The sequence below is a fragment of the Streptosporangium canum genome, assembly GCF_900113865.1.
Taxonomy (GTDB): Bacteria; Actinomycetota; Actinomycetes; order Streptosporangiales; family Streptosporangiaceae; genus Streptosporangium; species Streptosporangium canum.
This window is the reverse complement of the sequence record NZ_FOQY01000031.1, coordinates 95,523-112,689: the sequence shown is the minus strand read 5'-3', so window position 1 is coordinate 112,689 and position 17,167 is coordinate 95,523. Positions and strand designations below refer to the sequence as shown.

General features: G+C 70.2%; 18 protein-coding genes. 12 read left to right on the top strand and 6 right to left on the bottom strand.

Going from position 1 to position 17,167, the window contains the following annotated elements:
* On the bottom strand, window positions 1-396 hold a 396-nt coding region (locus BM085_RS33180; RefSeq protein ID WP_093890762.1), incomplete at its 3' end, for a MarR family winged helix-turn-helix transcriptional regulator.
* A gap of 139 nt (window positions 397-535) precedes the next feature.
* Here BM085_RS33180 and BM085_RS33175 point away from each other — a divergent pair.
* The 10 genes from BM085_RS33175 (at window position 536) to BM085_RS33130 (ending at window position 11,323) form a co-directional block, all read left to right on the top strand.
* The gene (locus BM085_RS33175; protein WP_093890761.1) at window positions 536-1,009 is read left to right on the top strand and encodes a nucleoside deaminase; all 474 of its coding nucleotides are present in this window, start codon (window positions 536-538) and stop codon (window positions 1,007-1,009) included.
* A gap of 13 nt (window positions 1,010-1,022) precedes the next feature.
* Window positions 1,023-1,664 carry a DsbA family oxidoreductase gene (locus BM085_RS33170; RefSeq protein WP_093890760.1) on the top strand — a complete coding sequence of 214 codons (642 nt, stop codon included), beginning with the start codon at window positions 1,023-1,025 and terminating at the stop codon, window positions 1,662-1,664.
* Between the two features lie 549 nt (window positions 1,665-2,213).
* On the top strand, window positions 2,214-3,566 hold the full coding sequence (locus tag BM085_RS33165) for an ABC transporter substrate-binding protein (RefSeq protein ID WP_093890759.1): 1,353 nt from the start codon (window positions 2,214-2,216) through the stop codon (window positions 3,564-3,566).
* Window positions 3,567-3,644: 78 nt separating this feature from the next.
* Window positions 3,645-4,622 (top strand): carbohydrate ABC transporter permease, encoded by a 978-nt coding sequence (locus BM085_RS33160; RefSeq protein WP_093890758.1) that lies wholly within the window; start codon window positions 3,645-3,647, stop codon window positions 4,620-4,622.
* The gene (locus BM085_RS33155) at window positions 4,619-5,497 is read left to right on the top strand and encodes a carbohydrate ABC transporter permease (protein WP_093890757.1); all 879 of its coding nucleotides are present in this window, start codon (window positions 4,619-4,621) and stop codon (window positions 5,495-5,497) included. Before BM085_RS33160 ends, BM085_RS33155 begins: the two co-directional genes overlap by 4 nt.
* Window positions 5,494-6,918, top strand: coding sequence for a GH1 family beta-glucosidase (locus tag BM085_RS33150; protein WP_093890756.1), 1,425 nt, complete (start codon window positions 5,494-5,496; stop codon window positions 6,916-6,918). The genes BM085_RS33155 and BM085_RS33150 overlap by 4 nt, the downstream gene beginning before the upstream one ends.
* A gap of 33 nt (window positions 6,919-6,951) precedes the next feature.
* Window positions 6,952-7,959: a LacI family DNA-binding transcriptional regulator gene (locus tag BM085_RS33145; RefSeq protein WP_093890755.1), complete on the top strand. Its 1,008-nt coding sequence runs from the start codon at window positions 6,952-6,954 to the stop codon at window positions 7,957-7,959.
* A gap of 76 nt (window positions 7,960-8,035) precedes the next feature.
* Window positions 8,036-8,929, top strand: a complete 894-nt coding sequence (locus tag BM085_RS33140; RefSeq protein WP_093890754.1) for an aldose 1-epimerase family protein — start codon at window positions 8,036-8,038, stop codon at window positions 8,927-8,929.
* 9 nt (window positions 8,930-8,938) lie between these two features.
* On the top strand, window positions 8,939-9,922 hold the full coding sequence (locus BM085_RS33135) for a phosphotransferase family protein (protein WP_093890753.1): 984 nt from the start codon (window positions 8,939-8,941) through the stop codon (window positions 9,920-9,922).
* Window positions 9,923-10,099: 177 nt separating this feature from the next.
* Window positions 10,100-11,323, top strand: a complete 1,224-nt coding sequence (locus BM085_RS33130) for a S8 family serine peptidase (protein ID WP_093890752.1) — start codon at window positions 10,100-10,102, stop codon at window positions 11,321-11,323.
* Window positions 11,324-11,503: 180 nt separating this feature from the next.
* Here BM085_RS33130 and BM085_RS33125 read toward each other — a convergent pair whose 3' ends face one another.
* The 4 genes from BM085_RS33125 to BM085_RS33110 all read right to left on the bottom strand — a co-directional run bounded on the left by BM085_RS33125 (window position 11,504) and on the right by BM085_RS33110 (window position 14,010).
* Complete coding sequence (locus BM085_RS33125; RefSeq protein WP_093890751.1) at window positions 11,504-12,211, bottom strand: RraA family protein; 708 nt, start codon at window positions 12,209-12,211, stop codon at window positions 11,504-11,506.
* Between the two features lie 181 nt (window positions 12,212-12,392).
* A complete protein-coding gene (locus BM085_RS33120; protein ID WP_093890750.1) occupies window positions 12,393-12,860 on the bottom strand; it encodes a hypothetical protein in 468 nt (155 codons plus the stop codon).
* A 231-nt stretch (window positions 12,861-13,091) separates the two neighbouring features.
* The gene (locus BM085_RS33115; protein WP_093890749.1) at window positions 13,092-13,613 is read right to left on the bottom strand and encodes a GNAT family N-acetyltransferase; all 522 of its coding nucleotides are present in this window, start codon (window positions 13,611-13,613) and stop codon (window positions 13,092-13,094) included.
* Between the two features lie 43 nt (window positions 13,614-13,656).
* On the bottom strand, window positions 13,657-14,010 hold the full coding sequence (locus tag BM085_RS33110; protein ID WP_425443288.1) for a sigma factor: 354 nt from the start codon (window positions 14,008-14,010) through the stop codon (window positions 13,657-13,659).
* A 94-nt stretch (window positions 14,011-14,104) separates the two neighbouring features.
* On the opposite strand from BM085_RS33110, the gene BM085_RS33105 reads away from it, so the two are divergent.
* Window positions 14,105-15,322, top strand: a complete 1,218-nt coding sequence (locus tag BM085_RS33105) for an FAD-dependent oxidoreductase (RefSeq protein ID WP_093890748.1) — start codon at window positions 14,105-14,107, stop codon at window positions 15,320-15,322.
* A gap of 65 nt (window positions 15,323-15,387) precedes the next feature.
* Window positions 15,388-16,719 carry a class II 3-deoxy-7-phosphoheptulonate synthase gene (locus BM085_RS33100; protein WP_177245395.1) on the top strand — a complete coding sequence of 444 codons (1,332 nt, stop codon included), beginning with the start codon at window positions 15,388-15,390 and terminating at the stop codon, window positions 16,717-16,719.
* Window positions 16,720-16,794: 75 nt separating this feature from the next.
* Here BM085_RS33100 and trxA read toward each other — a convergent pair whose 3' ends face one another.
* A complete protein-coding gene (gene trxA, locus BM085_RS33095) occupies window positions 16,795-17,166 on the bottom strand; it encodes a thioredoxin (protein WP_093890746.1) in 372 nt (123 codons plus the stop codon).
* Window position 17,167 lies beyond the last annotated feature (1 nt).

Here is a 17,167-nt window from a genome sequence, read left to right as displayed (position 1 = left end):
CACGGCGGCGTTCAGCGTCTCCTCATAGGTGCGGCTCGCCTCGGCGTATCTCGTCCGGCCCGTCTCGGTGATGACCGTGTAGACGCCGCGTTTGTCGTCCGGGCACAGATCCCGGACGGCGAAGTCCGCCGCGCTCAGCCGGGCGACCAGGCGGGTCACCGAGCTCTGGTTGAGCCCGATCTTGTCGGCCAGCTCCTGCATGCGCAGCTCGGCGGTGGGGGAGGCGGCGAGATGGCCCAGCGCCCGGAACTCCGACAGGCCGACGCCGTGCCTTCGCTGCAGCGCGGCGGCGAGTCTGCTCTCCACGCGGGCGTGCAGCAGGAGGATGTGCTGCCAGGTCGCGGCGAGGTCCGAGACGGGCGGGGCGGCAACCGGGGCGGGGACTGCGGCAGTCATGAGACCTCCTCGTTCGTACGGCCTTCCCGATCTTTCCTGGGACCGGCTTGACAGAAGCATACATGTACATGCAACATTCTGTCCCGTCAGGAACTTGCACGTACATGCAAACAAGATCGCCGCAGGGATCTGATCCACGATGCCGAACGCCACCGAACCGCAATGGCTCACCGAACGCCTGACCCAGACCGTCGCCCTGGCCACCGCCGAGGTCCACGCCGGCGGCATCCCGTTCGCCGGGCTCGTCGCAGACGACACCGCAACCGTGCTCGGCACGGGCGTCAACCAGGTCAGGGCACACCGCGACCCGACCGCGCACGCCGAGATCGTCGCCCTGCGCGAGGCGGCCCGCGAACACGGGCCGCACGCCCTCGTCGGCGCCACGCTGCTCGCCTCGGGCGAGCCCTGCCCGCTCTGCTATGTGACCGCCCTGTGGTCCGGGGTCGGCCGGATCGTCTTCGCCGCCGACCGGCACGCCGCCGCGGCCGCCGGTTTCGACTACGCCTCCTCCTACGACCTGTTCGCCGTCCCCGTCGAGCAGTGGCGGCTGTCCCCGCTGCACCTGCCCGTCGAAGGCGCACAAGAGCCGTTCCGCGCCTGGCTCGCCCGCTGAAAGGGATTTCGTCATGACTGTACGTATCAAGGTCTGGTCCGACTACGTCTGCCCCTTCTGCCTGCTGGCCAAGCAGCCGCTCGCCGAAGCCGCCGCCGGCCACGACGTCGCCGTCGAGTGGATGCCGTTCGAGCTGCGGCCCGAGCCCACCCCCACGCTGCGCCCGGAAGGCGACTACCTGCGCGGCATCTGGTCGCGGGCGGTCTACCCGATGGCCAGGACCATGGGCGTCGCCATCCGGCTGCCGGACGTCTCGCCGCAGCCCTACACCCGCCTGGCCTTCGAGGGCTACCAGTTCGCCAAGGAGCACCACCTCGCCGACGCCTACAACGACCGCATGCTGCGGGCCTTCTTCGAAGACGGGCTCGACATCGGCGACCTCGACGTGCTGGAGAAGCTGGCCGCCGGGCTCGGGCTGCCCGCCACCGCCTACCGTGCCGCGCTGGAGAGCGGCCGGTACGCCCAAGCCCACCGAGCGGCGCTGGCCGAGGCCGCCGCGCACCGTATCACCGCCGTCCCCACGATCCTCATCGAGGACATCAGGATCGAGGGCATGCCCAGCCGGGCCGCACTGCACGAGGCCATCGACAGAGCCGCGACCAGACAGGAAGAGCACCTTGCGCCATTTCCGGCCTGCTCGATCGAGGGGTGCTGAACGGCCGGAGACACGCCCCAGGACGAGCACGCCATCGCCACCGGCCGCATCGGCCGGTGGCGATGGCGCGTTCGCCGCGGCACCGGCTGCCGTCCGGCCCTGACGGGTCTGCCGCTCCACTGCGCGCCGTGTGTTCTTCAGGACGGGCGCGGCCCCGCCAAGGACTCGCCGCCCAGGACGAGCCGGCCCGCGAAGCACGACGGCCACCGAGATGGTGGCTACGCCGCGGATCCCCCCTCCAGTGTGGCCGCCCCTCCGTGCAGGCCTGGACGTACGGAATGTCCCAGGGTGTCACTATACGATGGGAGCGCTCCCAAACACCTCTCTGAGAGGTTTGCTGAACTATGTGCTCGTTCATCCCCCCTGGACGAGTCGGATGTAACGGTTGAGTTTCGACATATTGACGTTTCGGTTGCCCATCGTCCACTCTTCGTGGGAGCGCTCCCAAAGCACATTGAGGAACCACCCCATCGCCGATCGCGTTTGTCGGGGACCGATCCGCGATGTCACCTCCCATCGATTCGGGCGACCACCTGAGAGGGGTCCGGAATGTTGAACAACAAGCGGCAGGGCAAGCTGGCCGCGGTCGCGGTCATGGCCGCCACCGCCCTGGCGATCACTTCCTGCGGTTCGAGTGACGACGCCAAGCCCGCTGCCGGCGGCGGCTCCGCGCCGGCCGCGGCCGAGCCGGTGACCATCACCGTGCACACCTTCGGCGGCGGCGAGAACTTCGGCTACGACAAGGCCGTGGAGACGTGGAACGCCGCGCACCCGAACATCCAGGTCAAGTACCAGAACCTGACGGACCGTTTCGAGGACGTCTACCTGCCCCAGTTGCTCCAGCGCCTGCAGGCCGGCAGCGGCGCGGCCGACATCATCGCCCTGGACGAGGGCGCGATGGGCCTCATGAAGGCCCGTCCGCAGTTCTTCACCGACCTCGCCGCGTACGGGCTGGACAGCCGCAAGGCCGACTTCCCCGCGGCGAAGTGGGACAACGGCATCAACGCCGACAACAAGCTGTTCGCCCTGGGCACCGACATCGGCGGCATGACCATGTGCTACCGCGCGGACCTGTTCAAGAAGGCCGGACTGCCCACCGAACGCGAGGAGGTCGGCAAGCTCTGGCCGGACTGGAACGCCTTCATGGAGGTCGGCAAGAAGTTCCAGGCCGCCAACCCCGGCAAGGGCGACCCCAAGTTCCTCGACGGCCCGAACACCCTCTACAACGTGATCCTGTCGCAGGAGGCGCCGAAGAACGGCAACGTCTCCTACTTCGACAAGAGCAACCAGCTCGTCATCGAGAGCAACCCGGCCATCAAGACCTCCTTCGACACGGTGAAGAGCTTCAGCGAGGCCGGTCTGACCGCCAAGCTCGCCTCCTTCACCCCGCCGTGGAACGCCGCCATCAAGAAGGGCGGGTTCGCCGCGATGGGCTGCCCGGCCTGGATGCTCGGCGTGGTCTCCGGCGCGGCCGGTGACTCCAACAAGGGCAAGTGGGACGTCGCGGCGGTGCCCGGCGGCGCCGGCAACTGGGGCGGCTCCTACCTCGCGGTGCCCAAGCAGAGCAAGCACCCCAAGGAGGCCGCCGAGGTCCTCAACTACCTCACCGGCAAGGAGGGCCACGTCATGGCCTTCCAGGAGGCCGCGGCCTTCCCGAGCTCCATCCCCGCGCAGCAGGACCCGGCGGTCAGCGAGCTGAAGAACGCGTTCTTCAACGACGCGCCCACCGGCCAGATCTTCGGCGCCTCGGTCAAGGACCTGCTCCCCACCTTCCTCGGTGAGAAGCACGCCCAGGTGAAGACCTCCGTGGAGAAGGTCCTGGAGGGCATGGACCAGGGCTCGGTCCCCTACGACCAGGCCTGGACCAAGTTCCTCGAGGCCGGCGTCAAGGCAGCGGGCTGATCACCTTCCCGATCCGCACCGGCCCGGCGGCTTCCCCGCCGCCGGGCCGGTCGCCTGCCCATCGCTGAAAGGCTGGACATGACCCTGCACGTCGACACCCCGGCCCCGGCCCGGCCCGGCCCCCGCCGGCCGTCCGGGCACCGGGGCCCGGGAGGGAGCGGCGGCGGACTCGCCAGGTTCGACCTCCGGGCGACTCCCTATTTCCTCGTCTCCCCCTACTTCCTGCTCTTCGCCGTCTTCGGCGTCTTCCCGCTCGGCTACACCCTCTGGGTGTCGCTGCACGACTGGGAGCTCGCCGGGGACAAGACCTTCATCGGGATCGACAACTACGTCTCCCTGATCACCGACGAGGCCTTCTGGAACGCGGTGATCAACACGCTCGGGATGTTCGTCATGTCGACGGTCCCGCAGCTCGTCCTCGCCCTGATCCTCGCCAACGCGCTCAACAAGCGCATCCGGGGCCGGCTCTTCTTCCGCCTCGGCGTGCTGCTGCCGCTGATCACCTCCGTCGTCGCCGTCGCCGTCGTCTTCACCCAGCTCTACGGGCGCGACTACGGCATGATCAACTGGTTCCTCGGCCTCTTCGGCGTCGACACGATCAACTGGCAGAACGAGAAGTGGTCCTCGTGGATCGCGATCTCCACGATGATCGACTGGCGCTGGACCGGCTACAACGCGATCATCCTGCTCGCCGCGATGCAGACCATCCCCAAGGATCTCTACGAGGCCGCGGCCATCGACGGCGCCACGGCGCGGCGGCAGTTCTGGCAGATCACCATCCCGATGCTGCGCCCGACGATCATCTTCACCGTGTTCATCTCGACCATCGGCGGACTGACGCTGTTCACCGAACCGGTCATGTTCGACGGCAACCCGACGATGGCCGGCGGCGCCACCGGCCAGTACCAGACCGTGGCGATGTTCATCGTCAAGGAGGCGTTCCGCGACTTCGACTTCGGCTACGCCGCGGCCGCCGCCTGGCTGCTGTTCGCGCTGATCCTCATCGGCACGCTCATCAACTACTCCTTCACCCGCCGCATCGGGGGTTCCAAGTGACGGCGATCCAGACCCGGCGGCGCCCCGCGCAGCCGGAGGCCCGCAACCGCATCTGGGACGCCGGCCCGCTGACGAAGGTCGTCCTCGCCGTCGCCCTCGTGCTGTCGGCCTTCCCGATCTACTACATGTTCATCATGGCCACGCGGACCAACGAGGAGGCGATCGACGTCCCGCCGCCGCTGCTGCCCGGCGGGCACCTCGGTGAGAACGTCGAGCGGCTGCTGGCCACCGAGGACGCCTACTTCCTCACCGGCCTGGTCAACTCGGCCATCGTCTCGGTCACCGTGACCCTGTCGGTCGTGCTCATCTCCACCCTGGCCGGCTTCGCCTTCGCCAAGCTCCGTTTCAGGGGCAGCAAGATCCTGCTGGGCCTGATCCTGGTGACGATGATGGTCCCGCTCCAGCAGATGGGCGTGGTGCCGCTGTACGAGCTCATGGTCACTCTCGGCTGGACCGGTCAGCTCAAGGCGGTGATCCTGCCCTTCCTGGTCAACGGGTTCGGGGTCTTCATGATGACCCAGTACGCCACCCAGGCGGTGCCGGACGAGCTCGTCGAGGCGGCCCGCGTCGACGGCGCCTCCACCATGCGCATCTACGCGAACGTCATCCTGCCCGCGCTCCGTCCCGGCATGGCCGTACTGGCACTGCTGGTCTTCATGCAGACCTGGAACGAGTTCATGTGGCCGTTGATCGTCCTGAACCCGGACAACCCGGTGGTGCAGACCTCGATCGCCGCGCTCAACCAGGCCCACGGCACCGACTACGTCATGTTGTTCACCGGCACGGCGGCCTCGGTCCTCCCCCTGTTCATCGTTTTCGTCGCGTTCGGTCGCCAGATCGTCGGCGGCCTCATGGAAGGTGCGGTCAAGGCATGACCACGCAAGAGACGCGGATTCAGACCCCGGATCTGGTGTTCCCGACAGGCTTCGTCTGGGGCGCGGCCACCTCCGCCTACCAGATCGAAGGCGCCGTCTCCGAGGACGGCCGCGGCCGATCCATCTGGGACACCTTCGTCCAGCAGCCCGGCCGGGTGGTCAACGGCGAGAACGCCGACGTCGCCATCGACCACTACCACCGTTACCGCGACGACGTCCGGATGATGGCCGACCTCGGCCTGGGCGCCTACCGCTTCTCCGTCTCCTGGCCCCGGATCCAGCCCGACGGCAGCGGCGCGATCAACTCCAAGGGCATCGACTTCTACAGCCGGCTGGTCGACGAGCTGCTGGCGAGCGGCGTCGACCCGTGGGTGACGCTCTACCACTGGGACCTGCCGCAGGCCCTGGAGGACGCGGGCGGCTGGCCGTCACGGGAGACGTCGAAGCGCTTCGCCGACTACGCGGCGGCCGTACACGACGCGCTCGGCGACCGGGTCCGCAACTGGAGCACGGTCAACGAGCCGTGGTGCGCGGCGTTCCTGGGATACGCCTCCGGTGAGCACGCCCCCGGGCGGCGCGAGCCGGCGCAGGCGGTGCGCGCCGCCCACCACCTCCTCCTCGCGCACGGCCTGGCCACCTCGGCCATGCGCGCCCAGCGGGCCGACAGCAGGATCGGCGGCAGCGTCAACCTCTACGCGATCTCGCCGCAGACCGGCTCCGAGGCCGACCTGGACGCCGCCCGCCGCATCGACGGCCTGCAGAACCGCTTCTTCCTGGACGCGCTGCTGAAGGGCGAGTACCCGGCCGACGTCCTGGCGGACCTCGCCGAGATGACCGGGTTCGTCCAGGACGGGGACATGGAGGTCATCTCCGCCCCGCTGGACATGCTCCTGATCAACTACTACAGCCGCTTCACCGTCTCGGGCACCCCCGGCGGCGCGGCGTCGGCCGCGGCGGCCCCCACCGGCACCGGATCGCCGTGGGTCGGCAGCGAGGACGTGTCGTTCGTCGAGGGCGGCCGGCCGGTCACCGCGATGGGCTGGGAGATCGACGACAGCGGGCTGCACGAGCTCCTGCTGCGGGTGGCCCGGGAGTACCCGCGGATCCCGCTGGTCATCTCCGAGAACGGCGCGGCCTTCGACGACGTCGTGGGCGCCGACGGCGTCGTGCACGACCGCGAGCGCCTGAACTACATCGACGCCCACCTGCGCACCTGCCACGCCGCGATCGAGGCCGGGGTGCCGCTGGAGGGCTACTTCGCCTGGTCGCTGATGGACAACTTCGAGTGGGCGTGGGGGTACGGCAAACGCTTCGGGCTGGTGCGCGTCGACTACGGGACACAGCTGAGAATTCCCAAAGAGAGCGCTCTCTGGTATGCCGGGACAATCAGGCGTGGAGGCCTGAGCGGTCCGGCAGAATAAGGGGTCAGCGAATCTTCCATGGGGGCGAGGAACATGAACGGCGACCGTCGTCCGACGCTTGAGGCGGTCGCGGCCCTGGCCGGTGTCGGCCGCGGCACGGTGTCGCGGGTCATCAACGGCTCACCGAAGGTGAGCGAGAAGGCCCGCGGCGCGGTCCAGCAGGCGATCCAGGAGCTGGGCTACGTCCCGAACCGGGCGGCCCGCGCGCTGGTCACCCGGCGCACCGACACGGTCGCGCTGGTGGTCTCGGAGTCGGAGTTACGCGTCTTCGACGAACCCTACTTCGCCGGGACCATCCGCGGCATCGGCTCGGCCCTGTCCGAGACCGGTCTGCAACTCATCCTGGCGATGGCCCAGACGCCGCAGGACCACGAGCGGCTGGAGCACTACCTGACCGGGCAGCACGTCGACGGGGTGCTGCTGATCTCGCTGCACGGCGCCGACCCGCTGCCCGGGCGGCTGGAGGCGATGGGCGTGCCGACGGTCATCGGCGGCCGCCCCGTCGGCCTCACCCCCTACAGCTACGTCGACGTGGACAACCGGGCCGGCGCCAGGCAGGCGGTCAAATACCTGCTGGGCAAGGGCCGCCGCCGGATCGCCACCATCGCGGGTCCGCAGGACATGGGGGTGGGTGTGGACCGGCTCGCGGGCTACCGTGACGCGCTGCTCGCCACCGGCATGACCGAGATCGTGGCGTACGGCGACTTCAGCGAGGAGAGCGGCATCGTCGCCATGCGCAAGCTCCTGTCCGCCGCCCCCGACGTCGACGCGGTGTTCACCGCCTCCGACCCGATGGCGCTGGGCGCGATCCGGGTGCTGCGGGAGGAGGGCAAGGAGATCCCCGGGGACGTCGCGGTGATCGGGTTCGACGACTCCCCCGCCGGATCGCACTCCTCCCCCGCGCTCACCACCGTGCACCAGCCGACCGAGGCGATGGGCCGCCAGATGGCCCACCTCCTCGTCGCCCGCATCAACGGCGAGCATCTGGAGCAGCCCGTGGTGATACTCGACACCCATCTGGTCGAGCGGGCCTCCGCGTAACGGGGGCGCCCCGGCCTGTATAACTTCGAGCAGATCGTGTCCGTCCCCTCCTCACTCCCCCGGCGAAAGGACTCCCGTGTCCCGGCAGTTCACCCTCCGCAGCGGCACCATGCACGCCGAGATCAGCGAGCGGGCCGCGGCCCTGCGCGTGCTCCGACACGGTGAGCGCGACCTGGTGACGAGCTGGCAGGCAGACGAGCCGATCCCCTACTACAGCGGCACCCTGCTCGCCCCCTGGCCCAACCGGGTCGCCGACGCCCGCTACACCTTCGAGGGCGAGACCCACCGGCTCGTGGCGAACGAGGAGGACAGGGGCACCGCCATCCACGGACTGGTCGCCGAGGTCGACTGGGAGGCGGTGGAGTGGCTCGCCGTGGAGGACGAGCACGGTTTCGTACGGCTGGCGTACACGATCACCCCGTCCCCCGGTTATCCGTTCACCGTCGCCCTGCAGGTGCTCTACTCCCTCTCCCCCGACGGACTGACCACCACCCTGACCGCCGAGAACCTCGGCGACGGCCCCGCCCCCTACGGCTGCGGCCCGCACCCGTGGCTGCTGCCGGGCGACGTCGAGGGCTACGAGCTGCACGTGCCCGCCACCAAGGTGCTGCTGGTGGACGACCGGCTGCTGCCGCGCTCCCTGGAGGACGTCTCCGGCACGCCGTACGACTTCACGACCGGGCGCACGGTCGGCGACACCGCCGTGGACCACGCCTTCACCGGCATCGTCCCGGACGCCGACGGGCTGGCCCGGGTGCGGGTGAGCGGCCCGGACGGCGGGGTCGAGATGCGCTGGGACGCCGCGAAGCTGCCCTGGGTCCAGGTGTGCACCGGGACCGGGCTCGGCCACTCCGGGCTGGCCGTCGAGCCGATGACCTGCCCGCCGGACGCCTTCAACTCGGGCACCGACCTGGTCGTGCTCCAACCCGGCGACAAGATCGAGACCTCCTGGACGATCTCCCCGGTCTGAGATACCGCGATGGACAGCAGGACCAAGCGCCCGCTCACCGCCGCCGAGCTCGACGCGCTGGCGCGGCGGGCCCTCGGCACCGGGATCACCGCCTCCGCGGAGCTGGCCGACGGCTTCGCCAACGCCGTCTGGCGGCTGACGCTGGAGGACGGCCGCGAGGTGGTGCTCAAGCTGTCGCCCCCGCCGGAGCTGGAGCAGCTGCGCTACGAACGCAACCTGCTGCGCACCGAGGCGATGGTCTACCGCCTGGCCGGGCCGGCCGGCGTGCCGGGACCCGAGCTGCTGTGCGCCGGGTTCGACGATCCGGTGCTGGGCGGCGACTACCTGGTCCTGGCCGCTCTCGGCGGGGTGCCGTGGAACCAGGTCACGCCGGCCGACGCGGACCAGCGGGCGCTCCGCCGGGAGCTGGGCGGCCATCTGGCCCGGCTGAACGCGGTCACCGGCGACGTCTACGGCTACCCGCACGCGGGCCTGACCGGCGACACCTGGCGAGCGGCCTTCCTCGCGATGACCGGCGCGATCCTGGCGGACGCGCGCCGCTACGCGACGCCGCTGCCGAGGCCCGCGGCGGAGATCTCGGCGGTGATCGCGGCGAGCGCGGGCGTGCTGGAGGAGGTGAGGACGCCCTCCCTGGTCCACTTCGACGTCTGGCCGGGCAACGTCTTCCTGACCCCCGGCGACAGCCCGCGCATCCAGGCGATCATCGACCACGAGCGGGCGTTCTGGGGCGACCCGCTGGCCGACTTCGTCACGCCGACGATCTTCGGCGAGCTGGACGAGTCCGACGAGCTCGTGGCGGGATACCGGGAGGCGGGCGGCGTGGTGGAGTTCACCGACTCCGCCCGTGCCCGGATCACCCTCTACCGCCTCTATCTCGCGTTGATCATCCTGGTGGAGAACGGCCCCCGCCAGTACCCCGAGGAGGACTACGCCCCCCTCCGGGACCTGAGCGCCGCCGCCCTGGTCAGGGCCCTGGACCAGCTCTCCACCTGACCCGTGCCCCGGCACGCGTCATTTCCGGCCTGGGCTATTTACGTTGACATATGACTACTTCAATTTTTTTATATAAATATCACAATAAATACTTGACTCAGCTTATAGAAAGCCATGACTTAACGTGTCAATCTCAACTTTGCCTGCCCAACCGGGCAGCAGAGTGGAGGATCCCCCATGCGCAAAACGCTCCTCACAGCTCTCTTCGCGAGTGCCCTCGCTATGACGGCGATCCCGGCCACAGCCGCGATCGCCGCCGCACCGGACCCTGTCGGCGACTACATCGTCGTACTGCGGGACGGCACAGACCCCTCGTCCTTCGCCGGCACCCAGGCACGTTCCCGCGGCGCCGCGGTGGACAAGATCTTCAACCACGCGCTCCGCGGCTACTCGGCGAAGATGAGCGCCACCGCGGCCGCCGCCGTCGCCCGCGACCCGCAGGTGCAGTTCGTGCAGCCCGACGGGGTGGTGTCGATCAACGCCCAGACGCTGCCCACGGGGGTCAACCGGGTCGACGCCGAACTCAGCCCCACCGCCGCCATCAACGGCGTGGACACGCGGGTCAACGTCGATGTGGCGATCATCGACACCGGCATCCAGCTCAACCACCCCGACCTGAACGTCTACACCGCGGGCGCCAAGAACTGCAACACCGGCACGAGCGCCAACGACGGCCACGGCCACGGAACACATGTGGCGGGCACGGTCGGGGCGCTGGACAACACCAGCTCCGTCGTCGGCGTGGCACCCGGCGCCCGCCTGTGGCCGGTGCGCGTGCTGAACAACAGCGGCGGCGGCAGCTGGTCGCAGGTGATCTGCGGCATCGACTACGTCACCGCCCACGCCTCCGAGATCGAGGTCGCGAACATGAGCCTCGGCGGCCTCGGCGCCGACGACGGCAACTGCGGCAACACCAACAACGACGCCATGCACCGGGCGATCTGCGCCGCCGTCGCGGCGGGCGTGACCTTCGTGGTCGCGGCCGGCAACGAGACCGACGACGCGGCCAACCACGTGCCCGCGGCGTACGACGAGGTCATAACGGTCAGCGCGCTGGCCGACTTCAACGGGCTTCCCGGTGGCGGGGCGGCGTCCACCTGCCGCAGCGACGTCGACGACACGTTCGCCGGTTTCTCCAACTACGGCGCCGACGTGGACATCATCGCCCCGGGCGTGTGCATCCTGTCCACCTGGAGGAGCAGCGGCACCAGCACCATCTCGGGCACCTCGATGGCCAGCCCGCACGTCGCCGGTGGAGCGGCCCTCTACAAGGCCACGCATCCGGCGGCGACGCCGGCGGCGGTGAAGTCCGCGCTCCAGGCGGCGGGCACCACCAACTGGAACAACGCCGACGACCCTGACGGCATCAAGGAGAAGCTGCTCAACGTCTCCACCTTCTGACACCGGGCCGACACCGGGCGAACGGACCCGTGGACGCCGCAGGAGGCGTCCACGGGTCCGTTCCTCATGGAGGCCCGGACCGGCCGGGCTCGCGTATCCGGACGCGCGCGGCCCGGGGTCCCGGACGCGGTCCGCCAGGACGCGCCGCCGGGCTGCCGCTCACCCCGCCGCGGCGCGCGGTCATTCCTCGACGGCCCCGCCCACAGCCCGCAGATGGTCGCGGAAGCTCAGGGAGGGCGCCTGCCGGCGCTGCACGAGGTAGGTGTCGAAGCGCACCTGACTGCGCAGGGAGACACCCGCGCGGATCTGCTCGGCCTGGCGCCGCTCGGTGTCGCGGATCGTCTCCGCGAGCGCGAAGAGGTCCTCGGCCCGGGCGGCCGGCACGAAGAGCACCCCGTCGTCGTCGCCCAGGACCAGGTCCTCACGGCCCACCGTGGAATCTCCCACCGTGGCGGACTCCAGCACGTCCCGGGGGCGGACGTCGAGGCGGAGCGGACCGGTGGGGACCGCTCCCAGGCTGAAGACCGGCAGCCCGATCGCCCGTATGTCGGCCGTGTCGCGGTGCAGCCCCCAGATCACGATCCCCGCCAGCCCGGCGGCCTGAGCCTCCAGAACCACCAGATCGCCGACGCACGCCTCATCGAGACGTCCGCCGTTGTCGGCCACCAGCACGTCGCCGGGCGCGGCCCTCTCGAACGCCTCCAGGAAAACGTCGACGCTGCCGACATGCCGGGCGGGAACCACGCGCCCGGCCAGGCGGCTGCCGGGCACGACGGCGTGCAGGCTCGCGGGCGCGCACCGTACCGGGATCCGGGCGCGAATGCACGCATCCGCCAGATGAGCGGTGTTCAGGGCTGCGAACCGCCGCCGGAGCTCGTGGTGGTCCATACCGTGCTTCCTTTCCCTGTCTTCGCGGGGGCGTCGTCGTCCTCGACGCTCGCACGTCGCGGAGCCGGCATCAATCCGCGCCGCGCCGGCTTCCCCGCCGGTTTCCCCGGCTTTCTGCCCTTGGCCGCGCCCGCGCCGCGTTCCCGTCCGCGGCGGACCGGCCCCGGACGGGGGAGAACGGCTAGCCGATGGGGCCCTCGGGGAGCAGGTCGGCGAGGTAGGCGTCGAGGTCCGGCTCGTCCGGCCGCAGGACGTGGCGGATCCAGGCGGAGCGCTCGTGCTCGATGGGGGGCAGCTCCCAGACGCAGCCGATCAGCGGCTCGGCCAGCTCCACCCAGTGGGTGTAGTCCTCGTCCGGGCAGCCGAGGAAGGGGATCCCGGCGGCCGCGGTCCTGCAGTACAGGACGTTGTCCCAGTACCAGCTGTAGGCGTTGAGGAAGATGCCGTTCGCTGTATCGTGCAGCACGGTGAACGTGGCGGCCGGGGTGCCGTCGGGGCGGGGCAGCAGGCCCGGCAGGAAGGCGTAGGCGGCCTCCTGGCGGGCCCGGTCGATCTCGGAGCCGTCGAGGTTGACGTGGTATCGCTTGACGTGACGTCCAGCGGCGACGGCCGGGACGGGCACGCGGAGTTGTTTGCGGTGGAAGGCCATGGCAGGACCGTAGGGCCGGGTCACTGACACCTTCCGGCAGTGACCCGGGAAAACCTCCAGGAGTCTCGGGAGGCCGGTGCTCCGGCAAGCTCCCGCAGGTCCCGGGGAGCCGTTACCTCGGGAAACCTCCGGAGGGCACGAAGGATCGGGCACCCGGGACCCCGGGACCTCCGGGGGCCGTCCGGGGACGGGGTGTTCGGGGAAGCCTGCGGCCGTCCGGGGAACGGGTGTTCAGGGAAGGCCTGCGGCCGTCCGGGGGAGGTGGAACATCTCCGACTCCAGGTCGAAGAAGCGCCGGGTCCGGCCGAGCGGGGTCATCCCGAGCCGCCGGCAGACGGCGATGGACGCCTCGTTGCCCGGCATCGTCAGGGCGTAGACCTCCTCCAGCCCGGCGGCGAAACCGCGTTCGACCGCGCCACGGGCCGCCTCGGTGGCGTAGCCGTTCCCCCAGGAGTCGGGGTGGAAGTGCCAGCCCACCTCGATCTCCCCCTCCCCTCCCGGGATCGGCCGGAACAGCACGGTCCCGGCGGCCACCCCGGTGTCGCGGACCTCGACCGCCCAGGATCCGAACCGGCGGTCCCGCTCGTGGAAGTCCCGCCAGCCGTCCACCGCCGGCGCCGCCTCGAAGGCGGGGAAGGGCGGCAGCCAGCGGGTGACCTCCGGGCGCGAGTAGAGGTCGGCCATCCGGTCGAGGTCGCTCTGGTCGTGGGTCCACAGGCGGACGGTCAGCCGCTCGGTCTCGTAAACGCTCATGGGAGCAACCCTCGCCCAACCGGGCGGCGGCGCGCATCACCCGTCAGGCGGACGGACGCCCGGCGGCCACCCGCCCGGCCGAGGCCTGCGCGGACCGGACCCGGTCCACCGAGCGGCGGTGGGCCATGGTCATCACCCATGAGAGGGCGCTGCCCCGCGTCCGGTCGTATCGAGACGCGGTGCGCCACACCACGGCCAGGACCTCCTGCGCGACCTCCTCGGCCTGGGCCCGGTCCCGCACGACCCGCCGGGCCAGGCCGAACACCGGGCCGGCCGGCAGGTCGTAGACCCGGTCGAAGGCCTGCTCGTGTCCCAGCGCCACCTGGGCCAGGAGATCCTCCAGGCTGGGCTCCTCCCCGGAGGCCGGCACCCCCGAGGGCTCGCGTTCTGTCCTCACACCTGACCATTCGACACCGGGTGAGGAACGGATTGCCGGGAAGACTGTTTTCTTGGGGGGCGTTCTGTGTCAAGATTTCAATGGGTGATGAATTATGGATCCGAACACATGCGTGATCGCCGGGGGCGGCCCGGCGGGGGCCGTGCTCGCCCTGCTGCTGGCCCGGGCCGGCGTCCGGGTGACGCTCCTGGAGAAACACGGCGACTTCCTGCGTGACTTCAGGGGGGACACCGTCCATCCCTCGACCCTGCAGGTCCTCGACGAGCTCGGCCTGGCCGAGGAGCTCGACCGGCTGCCCCACCGCAAGGCGTACAGCATGACCCTGCAGACCGACGACGCCACGGTGCCGATCGCCGACCTGTCCAGGCTCCCGGGCAGATACAACTACATCGCGTTCATTCCGCAGTGGGACTTCCTCAACCTGGTCACCGCCGCCGCGAAGCGGTATCCCACCTTCCGGCTCGTCATGAACGCCGAGGTGTACGACGTGATCCGCGAGGGCAACGCGGTGCGCGGGGTCCGCTACCGGGACGCCGGCGGCGAGCACGAGCTCCGGGCGGCGCTCACCGTGGCCGCCGACGGCCGCCACTCCGACGTGCGCCGGGCCGCCGGGCTCGTCCCGGTGGAGCACGGCGTCCCGATGGACGTGCTGTGGTTCCGGCTGCCGCGCGACCCCGGCGACCCCGGCGACCCGTTCCTGCGGGTGTCCGCCGGGCACATGATGGTGGCGATCAACCGCGAGGACTACTGGCAGCTCGCCTACCTGATCCCCAAGGGCGGCTTCGACGCCCTGCGGGCCGGGGGCATCGAGACGGTGCGCGAACACGTCGCCAGGTTGCTGCCCTTCCTCAAGGAGCGCGTCGAGCTGCTGTCGGACTTCGGCGACGTGAGCATGCTGTCGGTCGCGCTCAACCGGCTGCGCCGCTGGCACCGCCCCGGCCTGCTGGTGATCGGTGACGCGGCGCACGCCATGTCCCCCGTCTTCGGCGTCGGCATCAACCTGGCCGTGCAGGACGCGGTGGCCGCCGCCAACCTGCTGGCCGGGCCGCTCGCCGCCGGGGCCGAGATCCCCGAGCCCCTGCTCGCCCGGGTCCAGCGCCGCCGCACTCCGCCCACCGTGCTCACCCAGCTCGCCCAGCGCGTGGTGCAGCACCGGCTGATCCGTCCCGCCCTGTCCGGGGAGGCCGGACCGGTACGGCTGCCGCGCGACATCTCGCGCATTCCCGCGATCGGCACGCTGGCCCGCCGTTTCATCGGTTTCGGCGTCCGCCCCGAGCATGTCAGGAGCCCGGCCGCGTCTCACGATGCATAAAGAGATTCTCACTCTGTGGACAATCAGGTCTGTTCGCACACCTGGTTGCAATAGCCTGGTATGTCGTGAGCATCAACCTCGATTCCTGGCGGCAGCTGCCTGCGGCGCAGCAGCCCGAGTGGCCCGACCGCGGCGAGCTGGACAAGGTCGTCGCCGAACTGCAGGGGCTGCCGCCCCTGGTCTTCGCAGGGGAGTGTGACAACCTCAAGGCGGACCTGGCGGCGGTGGCGCGGGGCGAGGCCTTCGTGCTGCAGGGCGGTGACTGCGCCGAGACGTTCGCCGGGGCCACCGCGGACGACGTGCGCAACAAGCTGAAGACGCTGCTGCAGATGGCGATCGTGCTCACCTACGCGGCGAAGGTACCGGTCGTGAAGATCGGCCGGATGGCCGGGCAGTTCGCCAAGCCCCGTTCCAAGAACACCGAGATCCGCGACGGCGTGGAGCTGCCCGCCTACCGGGGCGACATGGTCAACGGCTTCGACTTCACCCCCGAGTCCCGCGTCCCCGACCCCTGGCGGCTGCTGCGCGCCTACCACTCCTCCGCGGTGACGCTGAACCTGGCCCGCGCCTTCACCAAGGGCGGCTACGCCGATCTGCGCCAGGTGCACGCCTGGAACCAGGACTTCGTGATCGAGTCCCCGGCCGGGAAGCGCTACGAGCAGCTCGCCCGGGAGATCGACCAGGCGCTGGCGTTCATGCGCGCCTGCGGGGCCGAGCCGGAGGAGTTCCACAGCGTCGAGTTCTACTCCTCGCACGAGGCGCTGATCCTGGACTACGACCGCGCGCTCACCAGGATCGACTCGCGGACCGGCCAGCCGTACGACGTGTCGGCGCACATGGTCTGGATCGGCGAGCGCACCCGCCAGCTCGACAGCGCGCACGTGGAGTTCTTCTCCCGGATCCGCAACCCGATCGGCGTGAAGCTCGGCCCGACGACCACGCCGGAGGACGCCCTCGCGCTGATCGACAAGCTGAACCCGGACAACGAGGCCGGGCGGCTGACGTTCATCACCCGGATGGGCGCGCCGAAGATCCGCGAGCACCTTCCCGCGCTGGTGGAGAAGGTCACCGCGAGCGGCGCCCAGGTGGCGTGGATCTGCGACCCCATGCACGGCAACACCTTCGAGGCGCCCAGCGGCCACAAGACCCGCCGCCTGGACGACGTCCTGAACGAGGTGGCGGGTTTCTTCGAGGTCCACCGCGACCTCGGCACCCACCCGGGCGGCATCCACATCGAGTTCACCGGTGACGACGTCACCGAGTGCGTGGGCGGCGGCGCGGAGATCGTCGAGGACGACCTGGCGCTGCGCTACGAGACGGCGTGCGACCCGCGCCTCAACCGGGGCCAGTCGCTGGACCTGGCCTTCCGGGTGGCGGAGCTCTACCGCTCGGTCTGACCCCTCCCCCAGCACTCCGGAGAGACACGAAAGCCCCGCGCCGCCAACGGTCGCGGGGCTTTCCGGGCCCGGGCATCAGTTGTTCTGAACGCCCATCTCGTTCGCGAGCTCGTCCCGGATCGCGTCCATGTCGAGCGCGCGGACCTGGCCGATCAGGTCTTCCAGGGCGGGCGCGGGCAGCGCCCCGGGCTGGGCGAAGACGACGATGCCGTCACGGATGGCCATGATCGTCGGGATCGAGGTGATCTCGAAGCCCTGGGCCAGCGCCTGCTCAGCCTCAGTGTCGATCTTGCCGAACTTGATGTCGTCGTGCTTCTCCGACGACTTCTCGAAGATCGGCCCGAACGTGCGGCACGGTCCGCACCAGGCGGCCCAGAAGTCCAGCAGGACGATCCCCTCGTCGGCGATCTCGTTGAAGTTCTTCTCGGTTACCTCGATGGTCGCCACC